The organism is Amycolatopsis mongoliensis, assembly GCF_030285665.1.
GTDB classification, from domain to species: Bacteria; Actinomycetota; Actinomycetes; order Mycobacteriales; family Pseudonocardiaceae; genus Amycolatopsis; species Amycolatopsis mongoliensis.
Genome location: NZ_CP127295.1, coordinates 3,232,963 through 3,249,670, shown reverse-complemented (window position 1 = coordinate 3,249,670; position 16,708 = coordinate 3,232,963). Strand labels below are relative to the sequence as shown.

Sequence of the window (16,708 nt, the reverse complement as noted above, 5' to 3'; positions counted from 1 at the left end):
GCCATGGGTTTCGTCGCATGGGTGATCTTCGGCGCGATCGTCGGCTGGGCCGCGAACCTCGTCGTCGGCGGCCGGGACCGGCGCCGGCAGGGCTGCCTGGTCAGCGTGCTGGTCGGGGTGGTCGGCGCGGCACTCGGCGGGCTGCTCTACCGGCTCGCGATCGGCCGGCCGATGACGTTCGAGTTCGACTTCCCCAGCTTCGGCGTGGCCATCCTCGGCGCCGTCGTGCTGCTGGCGATCCTGCGGGTCGTGAGCGGTCTCGGCCGTCGTCCGAGTGACCGTTCGTAACTTTTGCCGGACGAATAGTGATCGAAGCCGCTCCGGGGAGTTAAAATGCTTCCTCACGCGCATCGCCCGGTGGCCGGGTGCCTGCGCCGTCGGGGGGCGCATGCACCCGGCCGCGTTTCGCCTCGATGACGACGTCGACGGCGCGCTCCGGGTCCACCAGCCGTGGCACGGGCACCTCGTCGATCTCCCGGCACCACGCGCCCAGAAGCTCGTCGAGGCGGGCATCGGCCGCGTCGCGGTGATCGGTCATCGTCCCCCCACAAGTCATGGCGCGGTACGCGCAGCAGCGCCCCGAGCGGCGTCAACTACTCAGTGTTGTCGCCGAATTCGACTTTGCGTTACCGGAATGTGGCCGCTCCCACCCGCTGCGGGGACACCCTCACGAGGGAGCCGACCAGGGGCGCGCGCCGAGCCCCACCTGGGGCAGCGGTAGCGTGGTGGCGCCCGTACGCGGCCGCCGGACCCCGGCGCCGACCCGTCCTTCCGACACGAAAACAGGGGACCCGACCATGAGCGGCACCCGGCCGGAGCCCGCCGGCAACCCCGTCGCGCACGCCCTCCAGCTCGCCCGCGAAACGCTGCCGCCGATGCACCCGGCCGGCCGGCCGTTCGTGGCGGGCGGGGTCGCCGCGACGCTGCTCGCGCGCCGGTTCTCCAAGCGCCTCGGGGTCGTCGGTGCACTCGCGACCGTGGCGACCGCCGCGTTCTTCCGCGAGCCGAAGCGGGTCCCGCCGCCGCGTGACGGCGTCGCGCTCGCCTCGGCCGACGGTCTCGTGTCGCTGATCGAGGAAGCCGTCCCGCCCGCCGAGCTCGGCCTGCCGGCCGAGCCGCGGATGCGCGTGTCGGTGTTCCTCTCGGTGTTCGACGTGCACGTCCAGCGCGTGCCGGCGAACGGCGTGATCGAGCGCGTCGCCTACCGCCCGGGCAAGTTCCTCTCCGCCGACCTGGACAAGGCCAGCGAGGACAACGAACGCAACTCCGTGCTGATGCGCACCGAAGACGGCCACGAGCTCGTCGTCGTGCAGATCGCCGGGCTGGTCGCGCGTCGCATCCTCTGCGAGATCCGCGAGGGCGACAAGGTCGGCGCCGCCTCGACCTACGGCATCATCCGCTTCGGCTCGCGGGTCGACCTCTACCTCCCGCCGGGTTCCCGGGTGCTGGTCAGCAAGGGCCAGCGCACGGTCGGCGGCGAGACCGTGATCGCCGAACTCCCTGCCGCGCCTGCGAAAGGCTGATCGATGGTCCGCGTGACCACCCCCGGCGTCCGGCTGCTGCCCAACGCCATCACCGTGCTCGCGCTGTGCGCGGGCCTGTCGGCCGTCCAGTTCGCGCTGACCAAGAACTACGCGATGGCGATCGCCTCGATCGGCATCGCGGCGGTGCTCGACAGCCTGGACGGCCGGATCGCCCGCCTGCTCGACGCGACGTCGAAGATGGGCGCGGAGCTGGACTCGCTGTCCGACGGCATCTCGTTCGGTGTCGCGCCGGCGCTGGTCATCTACGTGTGGCAGACCGGCGCGGACCGGATCGGCTGGGTGGCGTCGCTGATCTTCGCCGTCTGCATGATCCTGCGGCTGGCCCGCTTCAACACACTGCTGGACGACACCGAGCAGCCGCCGTACGCGAGCGAGTTCTTCGTCGGCGTCCCGGCGCCGGCGGGTGGCCTGCTCGCGATGCTGCCGCTGGTGGCCTGGCTGCAATGGGGCGGCGGCTGGTGGTCGTCGCAGTGGGTCGTGTGGGCGTGGACGATCGCGATCGCGGCGCTGCTGATCAGCCGCATCCCGACGCTGTCGCTGAAGACGGTCAAGGCGCCGGCCAAGGCGATCGCGCCGCTGCTGATCGGCGTCGCGCTGCTGGCTGCGGCGATCATCCAGTTCCCGCTGGTCGCCCTGATCGCGGCGATGATCCTGTACCTGGCGCACATCCCGTACTCGGTCTACCGGCACCGCTGGCTGGCCGCGCACCCGGAGGCCTGGACGGTCCCGCCGCGCGAGCGCCGCGCGATCCGCCGGGCCCGCTCCCCGCGCCGCCTGGGCCTGCGTCCCCCGCTGCGCCGCCGGGTCGCGGGCGCGGCGATGCGCGCGGTCCGGCTGCCCCGCACCGGCGAGACGGTCCGCACCCCCCGCGGCAGCGAAAACGGCCAGGGCCCGCGGCGCCGCTCGTGGCGCCAGATCGGCCTGCGCCGCAAGTAAGGCCGTGTCGACCCCCCAATCACAGGTGTCGACCCTCCAGACACAGATGTCGACCCTCTGATCACGCGGTTGCCCTTCGAGGCACGGCGGTCGCGCGTGATCGAGAAGCCGACACTCGTGATCAGAGGGTCGACACGCGTGATTGTGGGGACGACACGACCCGGTGCGACTTCCGCCCGGCGGTCGAAGACGTCACCTGCTTCGACGCCTGGGGCCGCTCGGCATCGCTAGGGTGAACGGCGTGAGCCACCCGCAGATCACGCTGACCGTCCGGCACACGCCGTCCGCGCTGGACACCCGCCGTGGCGTCGTCCGGCTGCATCCCGAAGTGCTCGACGCGCTCGGCCTGCGGGCCTGGGACGCCGTGCACCTCACCGGCGCCCGGGTCAGCGCCGCCCTCGCCGCGCCCACCGACGAAGCCGACGTGCCCGGCATCGTGCTCACCGACGACGTCACCATGTCGAACCTCGGCGTCACCGAGGGCGCCGAGGTCGTGGTCGCGCCCGCCGAGGTCTCCGCGGCGAAGACGGTCACCGTCGCCGGGTCGCGGCTGGCCAGCGTCTCGGTCAGCCCGCACATGCTCCGGCTCGCCCTCATCGGCAAGGTGCTCACCGTCGGCGACGCCGTCTCCCTGCTGCCGCAGGACCTCGCGCCGAGCCCGGGGTCCGACCCGGCCGGCCTGCGCGGCCAGCTGTCGCGGGCGATCGGCGCGACCTGGACGAACGAGCTGCTGACCGTCACGGCGACCGAGCCGGCCGGCACCGTCGCGGTCGGACCGTCCACAGTGGTCGTCTGGCGCGACGGCGCGCGGCAGGCGCCCCAGCCCGCCGCACCCCGGACGGCGACCGCGCTCGTCCGCACCTCCGCCGTCACGGCGGCCGAGGAGTGGATCGAGGCGGAGATCGTCGAAGACGAGGTGGTGATCGAGGAGACCGTCGAGGAGACCGTGCCACTGGCCGACCTCATCGGCGCCGAAGCGACCGCGCGCAAGCTGGCCGAGTGGTTCGACCTGGCGTTCCACCGGCCGGAGCTGCTGGCCCGGCTGGGCGCGCCCGCCCACCTCGGCGTCCTGCTGTCCGGTCCCGAGGGCGTCGGCAAGGCGACGCTCGTCCGCTCGGTCGCGAACGAATCCGACATCCGCGTGGTGCCGGTCGCCGCGCCGAACCTCGCGGTGCTGGACCCGAACGTCGCGGTCTCGCGCCTGCGCGAGGCGATCCGCGCCGCGGAAGGGCCGACCGTGCTGCTGCTCACCGACGTCGACGCGCTGCTGCCCGCGGCCACGCCGCCGCCGGTCGCCACCGTCGTGCTGGAGGAGCTGCGGACGGCGCTGCGGCGCGAGCGCTTCGCCGTCGTCGCGACGACGGCCCGTGCGGAGGCCGCCGACCCGCGGCTGCGCACCGCCGACCTGCTGGACCGCGAGCTCAGCCTGGCGCTGCCGGACGCGAAGACGCGGCGGGAGCTGCTGAACGTCCTGCTCCGCGACGTCCCGCTCGACACGGGCATCGACTGCGGCGTCCTGGCCGAGCGGACGCCGGGGTTCGTCGCCGCGGACCTGATCGCGCTGCGGCGGGACGCGGCGCTGCGGGCCGCGCTGCGCCAGCGTGAGGCGGACGAGCCGCGGATCTCGCAGCAGGACCTCCTCGACGCGCTGGCCACCGTCCGCCCGGTGTCGATGTCCACTTCGGACAACCTGGCCACCGGCGGGCTGACGCTGGACGACGTCGGGAACATGGTCGACGTCAAGCAGTCGCTCACCGAGTCCGTGCTGTGGCCGCTGCGGTATCCGGACTCGTTCGCCCGGCTCGGCGTCGAACCGCCGCGCGGGGTGCTGCTGTACGGACCGCCCGGCGGCGGCAAGACGTTCCTGGTGCGCGCCCTGGCCGGCACCGGCGCGCTGAACGTGTTCGCGGTCAAGGGCGCCGAGCTGATGGACAAGTGGGTCGGCGAGTCGGAGCGCGCGGTGCGGGAGCTGTTCCGCCGGGCCGCCGAGGCCGCGCCGTCGCTGATCTTCCTCGACGAGATCGACGCGCTGGCCCCGCGCCGCGGCCAGTCGTCGGACTCGGGCGTCGCCGACCGGGTGGTCGCGGCGCTGCTGACCGAGCTCGACGGCGTCGAGCCGATGCGCGAGGTCGTCGTCCTGGGCGCGACGAACCGGCCCGAGCTGGTCGACCCGGCGCTGCTGCGGCCGGGCCGGCTGGAGCGTCGCGTCTACGTGCCGCCGCCGGACGCCGAAGCCCGCGCGGCGATCCTCTCGGCCAGCTCGAAGAACACGCCGCTGGCCTCCGATGTGGACCTCGCCGAGGTCGCGTCCACTCTGGACGGTTACTCGGCCGCCGACTGCGCGGCCCTGATCCGCGAGGCGGCGCTGACGGCGATGCGCGAGTCCCTGGAGGCCCGCGAAGTCACCGCGGTCCACCTGGACAGTGCCCGCAAGACGGTCCGTCCGAGCCTCGACCCGGCCCAGCTCGCCGCGCTGGAGGCCTACGCCAAAACGCAGGCCGGGGACTGAAGCCGCAACTCGCGTGATCCGAACCGGATCTCGCGTGTTGGGGCCGGAACTCGTGAGTTCCGGCCCCGAACACGCGAGTTACGGGGTCAGCTGCCCTTGTGGCCGGACTCGTATTCCTTCGTCACGATCACTATCACGCCGGGGCTCGCGCCCTCTATCCCCGGGAAGCGGGGCTCGGCCTTGATCCCGAACTCCTGGGCGAGCTGCTTGGCCGCGGCTTCCTCGTCGGTGCCCGGGCGGTAGAAGGCCGTCGTCGTCGGGATGGTGCCCTGCGAGTAGTTGCCGACCTCGTTGACGTTCCAGCCACTGCCGCGGAAGTCGGCGGCGGCCCGCTGGGCGAGATCCTTGATCAGGGAGTTGTTGAAGACCCGGACGGTCACCCACTTGTTGGACGCCTGCTGGTCGCCCGGCTGCCCGGGCTGCCCCGGCTGGCCGGACGTCGGCTGGCCCGGCGTCGGCGAGGTCGGCGACGGCGGGGTGGGCGACGACGGCGAAGTGGTGGTCGGCGGCGGCGTCGTCGAAGTCGAGCCCGAAGGCGGCTGCGACCCGGTGGACGTCCCCGGCTGGGTCGGCGTGCCGCTCGGCCCGGCTTCGTTCGACCCGTCCCCGCTCAACGCGGAGATCCCGCCGATCACCGCGGCGATGATGGCCACCCCGATCAGGGCGACGCCCGCGGCCTTCATCGGCCGGGACATTCCCGAAAACACGCTCATTTCAGCTCGATCCCCAGTCGCCGGGCGCCACGCTTGCGCTGGCGGGCGGCGCGGGTCTTGCGCAGCCGCTTCACCAGCATCGGGTCCGCTTCGATCGCCTCCGGCTTCTCCAGCAGCTTGTTGAGCAGCTGGTAGTAGCGCGTGGCGGACAAATCGAAGCGTTCGCGGATGGCGTTCTCCTTCGCCCCGGCGTGTCGCCACCACTGGCGCTCGAAGGCGAGGATCTCGACCTCGCGTTCGGTCAGGCCGGGCACGGGCTTCGGCGGCGACGGCTGCGGCTCAGCCATCGACTCCGCGGCGTCCATCCGAGTCCCTCTCAATCGGGCGTCATGGCGAATCAGACCTAGCTCTTCCGCGGGCGCCATTCAACCACGGAAGCCGCCGCCGACGTGGGCATCCGCGTCGGCGCGTCACGGTCTGATGCAGGTCTACCAGAAGGGTCCGACTAAACTGGCTCGCCGTGACCATCCACCCCATCGTGATCGCCGGCGAACCCGTGCTGCACCAGCCGACTCGGGAGATCACCGAGTTCGACGAGAAGCTGCGCACGCTCACCGACGACATGTTCGAGACGATGTACGCCGCCGAGGGCGTCGGCCTCGCGGCCAACCAGATCGGCCTCGACCTGCGGGTGTTCGTGTACGACTGCCCGGACGACGAAGGCGTCCGGCACAAGGGCCTCGTCGTGAACCCGAAGCTCGAGACGTCGGAGATCCCGGAGACCATGCCGGACCCGGACGACGACTGGGAGGGCTGCCTGTCGGCGCCCGGCGAGTCGTACCCGACGGGCCGCGCGAAGTGGGCGAAGGTGACCGGCTTCGACCTCGACGGCAACCCGATCGAGGTCGAGGGCACCGGCTACTTCGCCCGCTGCCTGCAGCACGAGACCGACCACCTCGACGGCTTCATCTACCTCGACCGGCTGGTCGGGCGGCACGCCCGCGCGGCGAAGAAGATGCTGAAGTCCAACAAGTGGGGCGTCCCGGGCAACTCGTGGCTGCCGCCGAAGACCCCCGAGGACGACGGCGCCGTCATCTGACCCGTAAAGCCGTGAAGGCCTCCTTACCGGCCATAAGAGCCGGTAAGGAGGCCTTCACGGCTTTTTGCCGAACTCAGCAGCCGAGGAAGTGGCAGCGGACCACCTTCGGCGTCTCCAGGACCGAGCCCGCCTTGACGTCCCAGGCCAGCCGGACGTACTGGGCGTGCGTCCAGGCCAGCGGGGTCGCCGACGTGTTCGGCGTGCCGGCCGGGAAGCCGGTCTGGCCCGACGGCGGGTTCTCGTCCCACACCTGCTCCGGCATGGTCTCCGCCGAGCTGCTCACCCGGCCGAGGTCACGCAGCCGCCGCGCGGCCGACGACGGGTCGCCGAGCGTCAGCTCGTACTCGCCGCGTTCACCGGCGAGCAACGGCCACAGCCGGCCGAACGTCGTGCGGCTCTCCGCCGGGAACGTGTAGTCCCACGGCGAACCGTCGGCCTGCTCGCCGTAGCCGTCCTTCGTGTACCGGTGCCAGAACTGCCCGGTCGGCGTGGTGAACGCGATCTCCTTGTCGGTGACGCGCACGCTGTTCACGATCACCGGGTCGTCGGCCCGGTAGACGCCGAGGCGCACCAGGTCGAGGAAGCCCGCGTCGGTGACCGCGCGCTGGTCCATCGTCACGCTCGAGTTGCCGAGGTTGTACGTCGTCGGAGCGTTGGCGTTCGCGTCCTTGGTCAGCCGGACGAAGTACGGGTCCTTCGACAGCGGCCCGTTCGTGGTGATCGTCTGCTTGGGCAGGTCGGCCTTCATCTTGTCCGCCGCGGCGAGGTACCGGGCGGCGTCGGCGGCCGCGCCGTTGTGCGAAGCGATGTCCGCCGCGCAGACGAGCCCGGCGATCACCGAGGCGATGGTCGACGGGGACCAGCCGTCCTGCTCCTCCCAGCGCTCCTGCTGGGTGTAGGGCGACGCCTGCCCGTTCGGGCCCCGGTAGCCGAGGATGAAGTCGGCGGCCTTCCGGACGCCGGGCCACAGGTCGGTCCGGCCGAGCTGCTGGGCCAGCACGATCGGGAAAGCGGTTTCGTCGAGCTGGATCGACGTCCAGTACGGCACGCCGTCGACCCGGCTGTTCTGCGGCATGTGCCCGTCGGCCTGCTGCTGCGTGCCGAACATGTAGGACACCGCGCGGTTCGCCGCGGCCGTGTCGCCGCCGGACGCCAGGCCGGTCGCGATCTGGTAGAGGTCACGCGGCCAGACCAGGTGGTAGGTGCCGGACGGCGACCACTCCGGGTCGTTGTTCCCGAACCGCCACGGCATGCTCGGCGACGCGATGAAGGCGCCCGGGTGGTGCTTGTCCTCGCTCGCGGCGAGGGTCAGCATCGACGCCTTGTAGAGGTCGCGCTCGGCGTCGGTCTTCAGCGACGACGGCGGTTTGCTCACCCCGCGCAGGTACTGCTCCCAGCCTCGGTCGTACGCGCGGGTGATGTCGCGGACGCCGCGTCGCTGCGACGCCTGCGCGCTGCCGAGCGCGTCGGCGGCCTTCGCGCCCATGCCGAGGGCGAGGGTGACGTGCCGGTTCCGGACGCCGTCGGCCGCGGTCTGCCCGGTCAGCACGACATTGCCCTTCGCGGCGCTGTCGTACGCGGCGAGCTTGAAGGTCTTCGCGAGCTGCGTGTTCCCGTCGGACGCGCCCGCATAGCCGACGCTCGTGCGGGTGAACGCGGGCTTCGCGGTCAACGCGGCCGCGTTCGTGGCGTCCTGCGCGGTGACGGCGTCGCCCTTCCGCGCGGCCGAGTCGTCCGAGCCGTCGTTGGTCAGGTCCGGGTCGGCGACCGCGTAGAGCTGGTACGGCCGCCCGGTGAGCGACTGGAAGTCGACGTCCACCAGCACCGTCGTGGCGGCCGGGTCGGTGACGTACGTCTTGCGCAGGCGCCACCGGTGCTGGTCGTCGGTGATGGTCTGCTCGTAGGTCAGGCTGTCGTCGTCGGTGCGCCGGACCTGCTGGGACTTCGCCGTGTAGTCGGTGACGGCGAAGCTGCGGCCGTCGGTGACGACGAAGTTCATCGACCGGACGCTCGGCGTCGACAGGTCCGGGTAGTAGACCTCGGACAACTGGCCACCCTGGAGGGTGAACCAGACGTTGCTCGACCGGTCGTGAGCGGTGCCGAACCCGGTCTTGTTCGCCGGCAGCCAGCTGGGATGGGCACCGGGCGCACCGGGTGCCTCGCCACCGCCCTGAGCCGCCGCGATCCCCGGGATCAATCCGGTGACCAGCAGCCCGGCGAGGGCGCCGAACATGAGTTTGCGCATATCAACCCCACAGAAAGTCACTTCTGCACCGTTACAGAAGCGCCTGGAAGTGTCTCGCCGATCCTCCACCGGCGCATGGTCCGAACCGGTGAACCACTGACCGTCACTGGTCCGGGAAAACGCTTGCCCACCGTGTCCGGCGCCCGCGACGATCGGGCGATGCCGAACCTGCTCGCGTTCATCCCCGCCGCGTTCCTCATCGCGATGGTCCCCGGGCCCGCGACGGTCATGCTGATCAAGCAGGCGGCCCGCGGCTCGAAGCGCAACGCCTTCGCGACCATCGCCGGCATCGAAGCCGGCGTCGCGTTCTGGGGGCTCGCCGCGGTGTTCGGCCTGACCGCGGTGCTCGCCGCCTCCCGGACGGCGTACGACGTCCTGCGCATCGCAGGCGCGATCTTCCTGGTCTGCCTCGGGATCAAGGCGCTGTTCTTCCGCGGTTCGGTTGAGGAGAAGGCGATCCGGCCGGGCGCGGGCTTCCGGTCCGGGCTCGTCACGAACATCGGCAACCCCAAGGCGGGCGTGTTCGCGCTGTCGTTCCTGCCGCAGTTCGTCCCGGCCCACGCGGGCGCCGGTGCGCTACTGGCCTGCGTCGCGGCCTGCGGTGGCTCGAGCGCACCTCGGGCGGGCTGCTGGTGGGCTTCGGCGTCACCGTCGCGCTCGAGGGCTGAGTTCTCCAGCAGCGAACGGTTTTCCCACCGCTCCAGGCGCACACTTGTATCACCTGCAACGGTGTAATCGAGGTGCATTCATGGACGAGGCGATGGACGCCTACTCGCAGGCCGTCAGCACGGTCGCGAAGACCGTCACCCCGCACGTCGCCGGGGTCCAGCTCTCGCGCGGCAGCGGCTCGGCGGTCGTCTTCGCCGACGACGGCCACCTGCTCACCAACGCCCACGTGGTCACCGACCACCGGCGCGGCGTCGCGACCTTCGCCGACGGCAGCGAGGTGCCCTTCGACGTCGTCGGCGCCGACCCGCTGTCCGACCTCGCGGTCCTGCGGGCGCGCGGCGAGACGCCGTCGGCCGCCGTGCTCGGCGACGCCGACCGGCTCGTCGTCGGGCAGCTCGTCGTGGCCGTCGGCAGCCCGCTCGGCTTCTCCGGCACCGTCACCGCGGGTGTCGTCAGCGCGCTCGGCCGGGCGCTGCCGGTGCGCCACGGCCGCGCCGGGCGCGTGATCGAGGACGTCATCCAGACCGACGCCGCCCTCAATCCGGGCAACTCCGGCGGCGCGCTCGCCGACTCCGCCGGCCGCGTCGTCGGCGTCAACACCGCGGTCGCCGGCGTCGGGCTCGGGCTCGCGGTGCCGATCAACGCGACGACGCGGCGGATCATCGACACGCTCGTCGTCGAGGGCCGGGTGCGGCGCGCGTACCTCGGCGTCGTCGGCGTCCCGGCGCCGCTACCGGACGACATCGCCGGGCGCACCGGGCAGGCGGCCGGGCTGCGGGTGCACGAGGTGGTCTCGGGCGGGCCCGCCGACCGCGCCGGGCTGCGCGCCGGCGACCTCGTGCTGACCGTCGGGCGCACCCGCGTCTCGGACGCCCAGGGCATCCAGCGGCAGCTGTTCGCGGAAGTGATCGGCACCGCACTGCCGATCACCGTGCTGCGCAACGGAGCCATGGTCGACGTGTACGCGACACCGGCCGAACTGGTCGGGTGAGGTGAGCGGGCTTGAGTATGTGCCGTCGGCGTGGCATGGTCGGGGGCACAACACCAACGCGGGAGCTCGCGCCATGGCGGGCTGAGAGGGTGGCTGGGGATTTTCCCGGGCGTCACCGACCGCATGAACCTGACCGGGTAATGCCGGCGTAGGGAGTGAAAGTCGTTGACGACGCTCGAGAACAAGCACGTCTCCGTCACCACGGGTCCGATCACCGGATCGCACAAGGTGTACCACCAGACCGAGTCCGGACTCCGGGTTCCGGCACGCCGGATCGACCTTTCGAACGGCGAACACTTCGACGTCTACGACACATCGGGCCCGTACACCGATCCCGAAGCGGAGATCGACGTCCACAGTGGACTGCACCGGCTGCGGGCCGGCTGGGCCGACGGCCGTGAGCACAACACCCAGCTCGGCTGGGCCAAGCAGGGCGTCATCACCCGGGAAATGGAGTACATCGCCGCCCGCGAAAGGGTTTCGCCCGAGTTCGTGCGCACCGAAGTCGCCAGCGGGCGCGCGGTGATCCCGGTCAACCGCAAGCACCCCGAGTCCGAGCCGATGATCATCGGCAAGAACTTCCTGGTGAAGATCAACGCCAACATGGGCAATTCGGCCGTCTGGTCGTCGGTCGAGGAAGAGGTCGACAAGATGGTGTGGGCGACCCGCTGGGGCGCCGACACGATCATGGACCTCTCCACCGGCAAGCGGATCCACGAGACGCGCGAGTGGATCATCCGCAACTCGCCGGTCCCGGTCGGCACCGTGCCGATCTACCAGGCGCTGGAAAAGGTCGACGGGGAACCGGAAAAGCTGTCGTGGGAGATCTACCGCGACACCATCGTCGAGCAGTGCGAACAGGGCGTCGACTACGTCACCGTGCACGCCGGCGTGCTGCTGCGCTACATCCCGCTGACCGCGCGGCGCGTCACCGGGATCGTCAGCCGCGGCGGCTCGATCATGGCCGCGTGGTGCCTCGCGCACCACCAGGAGTCGTTCCTGTACACGCACTTCGAAGAACTCTGCGAGATCCTGCGGCAGTACGACGTCACGTTCTCCCTCGGCGACGGCCTGCGCCCCGGCTCGATCGCCGACGCCAACGACCGCGCCCAGTTCGCCGAGCTGGAGACCCTCGGCGAGCTGACGCACATCGCGCGTTCGCACGACGTCCAGGTGATGATCGAAGGTCCCGGCCACGTGCCGATGCACAAGATCAAGGAGAACGTCGAGCTGGAGGAAAAGCTCTGCGGCGAGGCGCCGTTCTACACCCTCGGGCCGCTCGCGACGGACATCGCGCCGGGCTACGACCACATCACGTCGGCCATCGGCGCGGCGCAGATCGGCTGGTACGGCACGGCGATGCTGTGCTACGTCACGCCGAAGGAGCACCTCGGCCTGCCGAACCGCGACGACGTCAAGACCGGTGTGATCACCTACAAGATCGCCGCGCACGCCGCGGACCTGGCCAAGGGGCACCAGTACGCCCAGGAGTGGGACGACGAGCTGTCCAAGGCGCGCTTCGAGTTCCGCTGGAACGACCAGTTCAACCTCTCGCTCGACCCGGACACCGCGCGCTCGTTCCACGACGAGACACTGCCCGCCGAGCCGGCCAAGACCGCGCACTTCTGCTCGATGTGCGGGCCGAAGTTCTGCTCGATGCGGATCACGCAGGACGTCCGCAAGTACGCCGAGGAGCACGGTCTGTCCACTGTGGAGGCCATCGAGGCCGGGATGGCTTCGAAGTCGGCGGAGTTCACCGAGTCCGGTGGCCAGGTCTACCTACCCGTGGTGCAGCCGTGACTCCGCCGACCGCCCTCACCATCGCCGGGTCCGACTCCGGCGGTGGTGCGGGCATCCAGGCGGACCTGCGCACGTTCTTCGCCAACGGGGTGCACGGGCTCGTCGCGCTGACCGCGGTCACCGTGCAGAACTCGTTGGGCGTACAGGGTTTCACGGAGATCCCGGCGGACGTCGTCACCGCGCAGATCAAGGCGGTGGCGTCCGACATGGGTGTCGACGCGGCGAAGACGGGCATGCTGGCGACGGCCGAGATCATCCGCGCGGTCGCGAAGACCCTCGACGAGATCGGCATGGACTTCCCGCTGGTGGTCGACCCGGTGGCGGCGTCGATGACGGGCCACGCCCTGCTGCGGGAGGACGCCCTGGAGGCGATCCGCACGGAGCTGTTCCCGCGCGCGACGCTGATCACGCCGAACCTGGACGAAGTCCGTCTGCTGACCGGCATTTCCGTCGTCGACACGGCGTCCCAGCGCGAAGCGGCCGAGGCGTTGCTGGCCTTCGGCTCCCGCTGGGTCCTCGTCAAGGGCGGCCACATGCAGGGCACAGCCGACTGCGTGGACCTGCTCACGGATGGCAGTTCGTACGTCGCCTTGAGCGGCCCGAGGTACGAGACGGACAACACCCACGGCGGCGGCGACACGATGGCATCGGCAATCACGTCGTCGCTGGCGAAGGGCGCTTCGGTCCCGGACGCGGTGGCGGCGGGCAAGAAGTTCATCGAGCGCTGCGTCGCGGAGTCCTACCCGCTCGGCGCCGGCGTCGGCCCGGTCTCCCCGTTCTGGGTCCTGCCGCCGCCGTCGTGAGTGGTTAGGGCGGTTAGAACCGCCCTAACCACTCACGACCAGCCGCGGCAGACTCGCTAGCGGACCGGCTGCAGCTCCCGGCCGTCGTACTCCCGCCGCGCCGAGCGGATGCGGTCGAAGTTCGCCTGCGACCACGTGCTCAACGCCACCAGGTGCGCCCCGACCTCCGCGCCCATGTCCGTCAGCGCGTACTCCACCGTCGGGGGCGTTGTCGGGTACACCGTGCGCGTCAGGAAGCCGTCGCGTTCCAGCTGCCGGAGGTTCTGGGTCAGCATCTTCTGGCTGATGCCGTCGACCGCGCGGCGCAGCTCGCCGAAGCGGTGCGGGCCGCGGGCCAGCGCGCCCAGCACCAAGGCCGTCCACTTGTTGGCCAGCAGGTCCAGCACCTCCCGGCACGGGCAGCTGCGAAGGTAGATGTCCCAGGGTCCGTCCTGGTCACAGGTGGTTTCCATCAGGTACCTACTTTACCGATAAGTGCCTTCTAGCGAAAAGTGACGAACACTCCGAGTATAGGGACCGACCCCGGAACGAAGGAGTGGAGCAATGCGCATCGTGACCCAGGAGACCCTCGGCGGGCCGGAGGTGCTCCGCGTCACCGAAGCACCGCGCCCCGAACCCGGGCCCACGGAGGTCCTGGTGCGGGTGAAGGCCGCGGGGATCAACCCGGTCGACTGGAAGGTGCGGACCGGCGGCGGGTTCCTCGGCGAGCCGCCGTTCACCATCGGCTGGGACGTCGCCGGGATCGTCGAAGAAACCGGCTTCGGTGCCACCGGCGTCCGGGAGGGCGACGAAGTCCTCGGGATGCCCTGGTTCCCGCGCCCGGCCAACGCCTACGCGGAGTACGTCACCGCGCCCTCGCGGCACTTCGTGCGCAAGCCGGCCGGCCTGTCGTTCGCCGAGGCCGCCGCGCTGCCGCTGGCCGGGCTCACCGCCTGGCAGGGACTGGTGGACGTGGGAAACGTCCAAAAGGGACAACGCGTGTTCGTCGACGCCGCCGCGGGCGGGGTCGGCCACCTCGCCGTGCAGATCGCCAAGGCGCGCGGCGCGCACGTCATCGGCACGGCCAGCGCCGGCAAGCACGGCTTCCTGCGCGAGCTCGGGGTCGACGAGCCGGTCGACTACCACGACCCCGAAGCCACGACGTCCGATGTGGACGTCTACTTCGGACTCGTCGGCGAGGAGAGCGACCTGCGCTGGCTCCCCGCGATCAAGCCGGGAGGCCTGCTGATCGCCGTGCCCAGCGGGGTCGCCGACCGCGTCGAAAAGGCCGCTGCGGAAAGGAAAGTACGCACGGAACGGATCCTCGTCGAGCCGGACCGTGGCGGGCTGACCGGCCTCGTCGAGTTGATCGAAGCCGGTCAGCTGAAGGTCCGCGTCGAGCAGACCTTCCCGTTGGAAGACGCCGCCAAGGCGCACGAGCTGGGTGAGTCCGGGCGGGTGTCCGGGAAGCTCGTGCTGACCGTCTAACCCCGGGCGAGCACCTGGGGCAGCACCGTCGTGAGCCCGGTCCAGTCCGAAGTGACCACCGACGCGTGCTGCTTCGCGAGGTCGGCGACGCGCTGGTTGGCCTGGTCGACCGTCGGGTTGTGCGCGTCGATCGCGGGCGCGACGTTCTGACCGTCGGTCATCACGAGGTAGTAGTGGTTGGCGTCGTACCACCACGGCCCGGTCTGCGTCACCCACGCGTTCGCGTCGCCGTCGAACACGACGAACCACGGCTTGAGGTCGGCGGTGTACTTGTCCCGCGGGTCACCGCCGGCCGCGCCGTGCACGGTCGGGAAGATGTTCGCGTCGCCGAGCTTGCCGGCGTTCTTGAGCCCGACCAGGTACCGCGCGTACTCGACGTCGGTGTGCAGCGTGTCGGTCGGGTTCCCCTCCTCGACGGTGCCCGGGATGATCTCGGTGATCACCCGGCCCCGCAACGCGTCCACGGACGGCCAGTTGTCCGCTTTGGAGGCGTCGTCGAGCGTGGCGTAGCTCCCGAGCAGCTCGGCCGGGCGGAAGGCGACGCTGCCGAGGTGCGAGCGGAACGTCGCGTCCAGCTCGTCCGGGCCCATGCCCGTGTTGTCCGAGAAGCCCGTCTTCATCTCCAGCTTGAGCGTGATCGGCGTGTGCCCGGGGTGGGCGGCCAGCCAGATCCGGATGTCGTCGAGGCAGTACTCGAGGTTCTTGTTCTTGCCGCCGGTGTACAGCTGCGCCGCCGAGGTGGCCGCGACGCAGTTGTTGCTGTTCCCCAACGGGTTCGAGTGGCTGACCTTCCACTCGTGGGTGAAGAAGTCCGGCCAGACGTCGAGCTCGATCAGCGACGAGCCGGCGTCGAGCGCCCTGGCCAGGTAGTCGTAGGCCGCCGGGTCGTAGGTGTTGTGCACGCCGACCGTGGTGACGTGGGAGAGCTTCGGGCCGTCCGCGTTCGCGGCCGTCGCCCCGGAGAGCACGAGCGCCGCCGTGAGGAATGCCACCGAGAAGAGCTTCATTCAGGCTCCTTCGCCCCATGAACTGGTGAGTAGCCCACACAATGTGCCACCGTGGTGGACTGTTGATGAAGCAAAAGCGGCCGATTGGCCTAGACCAGAAGTCGGGAAGACCATGACGACGAGCCCTCCCTCCGCGCTCACCATCGCGGGGTCGGACTCCGGCGGCGCCGCCGGCCTGCAGGCGGACCTGCGCACGTTCCTGACCTGCGGCGTGCACGGCCTGGTCGCGGTCACCGCCGTCACCGTGCAGAACACCCTCGGCGTGCACGACCGCGCCGACCTGCCGCCGCACATCGTGGCCGGGCAGATCGAGGCGGTCGCGGCGGACATGGGCGTCGGCGCGGCCAAAACGGGCATGCTGGCGTCGGCCGAGATCATCCACGCCGTCGCCGCCGCGTGCGACCGGGCCGGGATCGGCCGCGACGAGGAAATCCCGTTCGTCGTCGACCCGGTCGCGGCGTCGATGCACGGCCACCCGCTGTTCGACGACGCCGGCCTGCACGCCCTGCGCGACGAGCTGCTCCCCCGCGCGACGGTGCTCACCCCGAACCTGGACGAGGTCCGGCTCCTCACCGGCATGACCGTCAAGGACCGCGAAGGCATGCACACCGCGGCCGTGGTGCTCCACCGGATGGGCCCTCGCTACGTCCTCGTGAAGAGCGGCCACCTGCAGGCCGACCCGGAGTGCGTGGACCTGCTGTTCGACGGGTCGACGTTCGTGGAGCTGCCCGGACAGCGCTACGCGACGCCGCACACGCACGGCGCGGGCGACACGATGGCCTCGGCGCTGACGGCGGGCCTGGCCAAGGGGATGTCCGTGGTGGAGGCGGCGCGGTACGGCAAGTGGTTCGTCTCCCACGCCGTCGAGCACGCCTACCCGATGGGCGCCAAGGTCGGCCCGGTCTCCGCCTTCTGGCGGCTGGCACCCGAGGAGCGCTGAGTACCGGCCCGGTTACCATCCCTGCGTTTACTTTTCCTTGAACTG

17 protein-coding genes and 1 riboswitch are annotated in these 16,708 nt (G+C 70.9%); of the genes, 11 read left to right on the top strand and 6 right to left on the bottom strand.

Annotation, left to right across the window (positions count from 1 at the left end):
- The first annotated feature begins 3 nt into the window (after positions 1 to 3).
- Complete coding sequence (locus QRX60_RS15885) at positions 4 to 288, top strand: GlsB/YeaQ/YmgE family stress response membrane protein (protein WP_286001547.1); 285 nt, start codon at positions 4 to 6, stop codon at positions 286 to 288.
- 40 nt (positions 289 to 328) lie between these two features.
- Here QRX60_RS15885 and QRX60_RS15880 read toward each other — a convergent pair whose 3' ends face one another.
- Positions 329 to 538, bottom strand: a complete 210-nt coding sequence (locus QRX60_RS15880) for a hypothetical protein (RefSeq protein ID WP_286001546.1) — start codon at positions 536 to 538, stop codon at positions 329 to 331.
- Positions 539 to 797: 259 nt separating this feature from the next.
- Between QRX60_RS15880 and QRX60_RS15875 the strand changes: the two genes are divergently transcribed.
- The 3 genes from QRX60_RS15875 (at position 798) to QRX60_RS15865 (ending at position 4,989) form a co-directional block, all read left to right on the top strand.
- Positions 798 to 1,523 (top strand): phosphatidylserine decarboxylase, encoded by a 726-nt coding sequence (locus QRX60_RS15875; RefSeq protein WP_286001545.1) that lies wholly within the window; start codon positions 798 to 800, stop codon positions 1,521 to 1,523.
- A 3-nt stretch (positions 1,524 to 1,526) separates the two neighbouring features.
- Positions 1,527 to 2,480 carry a CDP-diacylglycerol--serine O-phosphatidyltransferase gene (gene pssA / locus QRX60_RS15870; RefSeq protein ID WP_286001544.1) on the top strand — a complete coding sequence of 318 codons (954 nt, stop codon included), beginning with the start codon at positions 1,527 to 1,529 and terminating at the stop codon, positions 2,478 to 2,480.
- Between the two features lie 241 nt (positions 2,481 to 2,721).
- Positions 2,722 to 4,989, top strand: coding sequence for an AAA family ATPase (locus QRX60_RS15865; RefSeq protein ID WP_286001543.1), 2,268 nt, complete (start codon positions 2,722 to 2,724; stop codon positions 4,987 to 4,989).
- An 86-nt stretch (positions 4,990 to 5,075) separates the two neighbouring features.
- Here the strand turns inward: QRX60_RS15865 and QRX60_RS15860 are convergent, their stop codons facing one another.
- Together QRX60_RS15860 and QRX60_RS15855 are read right to left on the bottom strand one after the other, a co-directional pair.
- Positions 5,076 to 5,702, bottom strand: coding sequence for a LytR C-terminal domain-containing protein (locus tag QRX60_RS15860; protein ID WP_286001542.1), 627 nt, complete (start codon positions 5,700 to 5,702; stop codon positions 5,076 to 5,078).
- A complete protein-coding gene (locus tag QRX60_RS15855; RefSeq protein WP_003101701.1) occupies positions 5,699 to 6,007 on the bottom strand; it encodes a DUF3263 domain-containing protein in 309 nt (102 codons plus the stop codon). The genes QRX60_RS15860 and QRX60_RS15855 overlap by 4 nt, the downstream gene beginning before the upstream one ends.
- Before the next feature lie 155 nt (positions 6,008 to 6,162).
- Here QRX60_RS15855 and QRX60_RS15850 point away from each other — a divergent pair, with 155 nt between their 5' ends.
- Positions 6,163 to 6,741, top strand: coding sequence for a peptide deformylase (locus QRX60_RS15850; RefSeq protein ID WP_155540615.1), 579 nt, complete (start codon positions 6,163 to 6,165; stop codon positions 6,739 to 6,741).
- A gap of 73 nt (positions 6,742 to 6,814) precedes the next feature.
- On the opposite strand, the gene QRX60_RS15845 is transcribed toward QRX60_RS15850, so the two are convergent.
- Positions 6,815 to 8,986 (bottom strand): glycoside hydrolase family 15 protein, encoded by a 2,172-nt coding sequence (locus QRX60_RS15845; RefSeq protein ID WP_286001541.1) that lies wholly within the window; start codon positions 8,984 to 8,986, stop codon positions 6,815 to 6,817.
- Between the two features lie 159 nt (positions 8,987 to 9,145).
- Between QRX60_RS15845 and QRX60_RS15840 the strand changes: the two genes are divergently transcribed.
- The 4 genes from QRX60_RS15840 to thiD (QRX60_RS15825) all read left to right on the top strand — a co-directional run bounded on the left by QRX60_RS15840 (position 9,146) and on the right by thiD (QRX60_RS15825) (position 13,249).
- Entirely contained in the window at positions 9,146 to 9,721 is a 576-nt protein-coding gene (locus tag QRX60_RS15840; RefSeq protein ID WP_286001540.1) for a LysE family translocator, read from the top strand.
- 13 nt (positions 9,722 to 9,734) lie between these two features.
- Positions 9,735 to 10,646, top strand: a complete 912-nt coding sequence (locus QRX60_RS15835; protein ID WP_286001539.1) for a S1C family serine protease — start codon at positions 9,735 to 9,737, stop codon at positions 10,644 to 10,646.
- Positions 10,647 to 10,694: 48 nt separating this feature from the next.
- Positions 10,695 to 10,818, top strand: a riboswitch (TPP riboswitch).
- A complete protein-coding gene (thiC, locus tag QRX60_RS15830; RefSeq protein ID WP_286001538.1) occupies positions 10,812 to 12,446 on the top strand; it encodes a phosphomethylpyrimidine synthase ThiC in 1,635 nt (544 codons plus the stop codon). It overlaps the preceding riboswitch by 7 nt.
- Positions 12,443 to 13,249: a bifunctional hydroxymethylpyrimidine kinase/phosphomethylpyrimidine kinase gene (thiD, locus tag QRX60_RS15825; RefSeq protein WP_286001537.1), complete on the top strand. Its 807-nt coding sequence runs from the start codon at positions 12,443 to 12,445 to the stop codon at positions 13,247 to 13,249. Before thiC ends, thiD (QRX60_RS15825) begins: the two co-directional genes overlap by 4 nt.
- 56 nt (positions 13,250 to 13,305) lie before the next feature.
- On the opposite strand, the gene QRX60_RS15820 is transcribed toward thiD (QRX60_RS15825), so the two are convergent.
- Positions 13,306 to 13,701 carry a winged helix-turn-helix transcriptional regulator gene (locus tag QRX60_RS15820; RefSeq protein WP_286001536.1) on the bottom strand — a complete coding sequence of 132 codons (396 nt, stop codon included), beginning with the start codon at positions 13,699 to 13,701 and terminating at the stop codon, positions 13,306 to 13,308.
- 91 nt (positions 13,702 to 13,792) lie between these two features.
- Between QRX60_RS15820 and QRX60_RS15815 the strand changes: the two genes are divergently transcribed.
- Positions 13,793 to 14,716 carry an NADP-dependent oxidoreductase gene (locus QRX60_RS15815; RefSeq protein WP_286001535.1) on the top strand — a complete coding sequence of 308 codons (924 nt, stop codon included), beginning with the start codon at positions 13,793 to 13,795 and terminating at the stop codon, positions 14,714 to 14,716.
- Here the strand turns inward: QRX60_RS15815 and QRX60_RS15810 are convergent.
- Entirely contained in the window at positions 14,713 to 15,723 is a 1,011-nt protein-coding gene (locus QRX60_RS15810; protein WP_286001534.1) for a phosphatidylinositol-specific phospholipase C domain-containing protein, read from the bottom strand. The two genes, QRX60_RS15815 and QRX60_RS15810, sit on opposite strands and share 4 nt — an antisense overlap.
- Positions 15,724 to 15,835: 112 nt before the next feature.
- On the opposite strand from QRX60_RS15810, the gene thiD (QRX60_RS15805) reads away from it, so the two are divergent.
- Positions 15,836 to 16,663, top strand: coding sequence for a bifunctional hydroxymethylpyrimidine kinase/phosphomethylpyrimidine kinase (thiD, locus tag QRX60_RS15805; RefSeq protein ID WP_286001533.1), 828 nt, complete (start codon positions 15,836 to 15,838; stop codon positions 16,661 to 16,663).
- Positions 16,664 to 16,708: the final 45 nt, after the last annotated feature.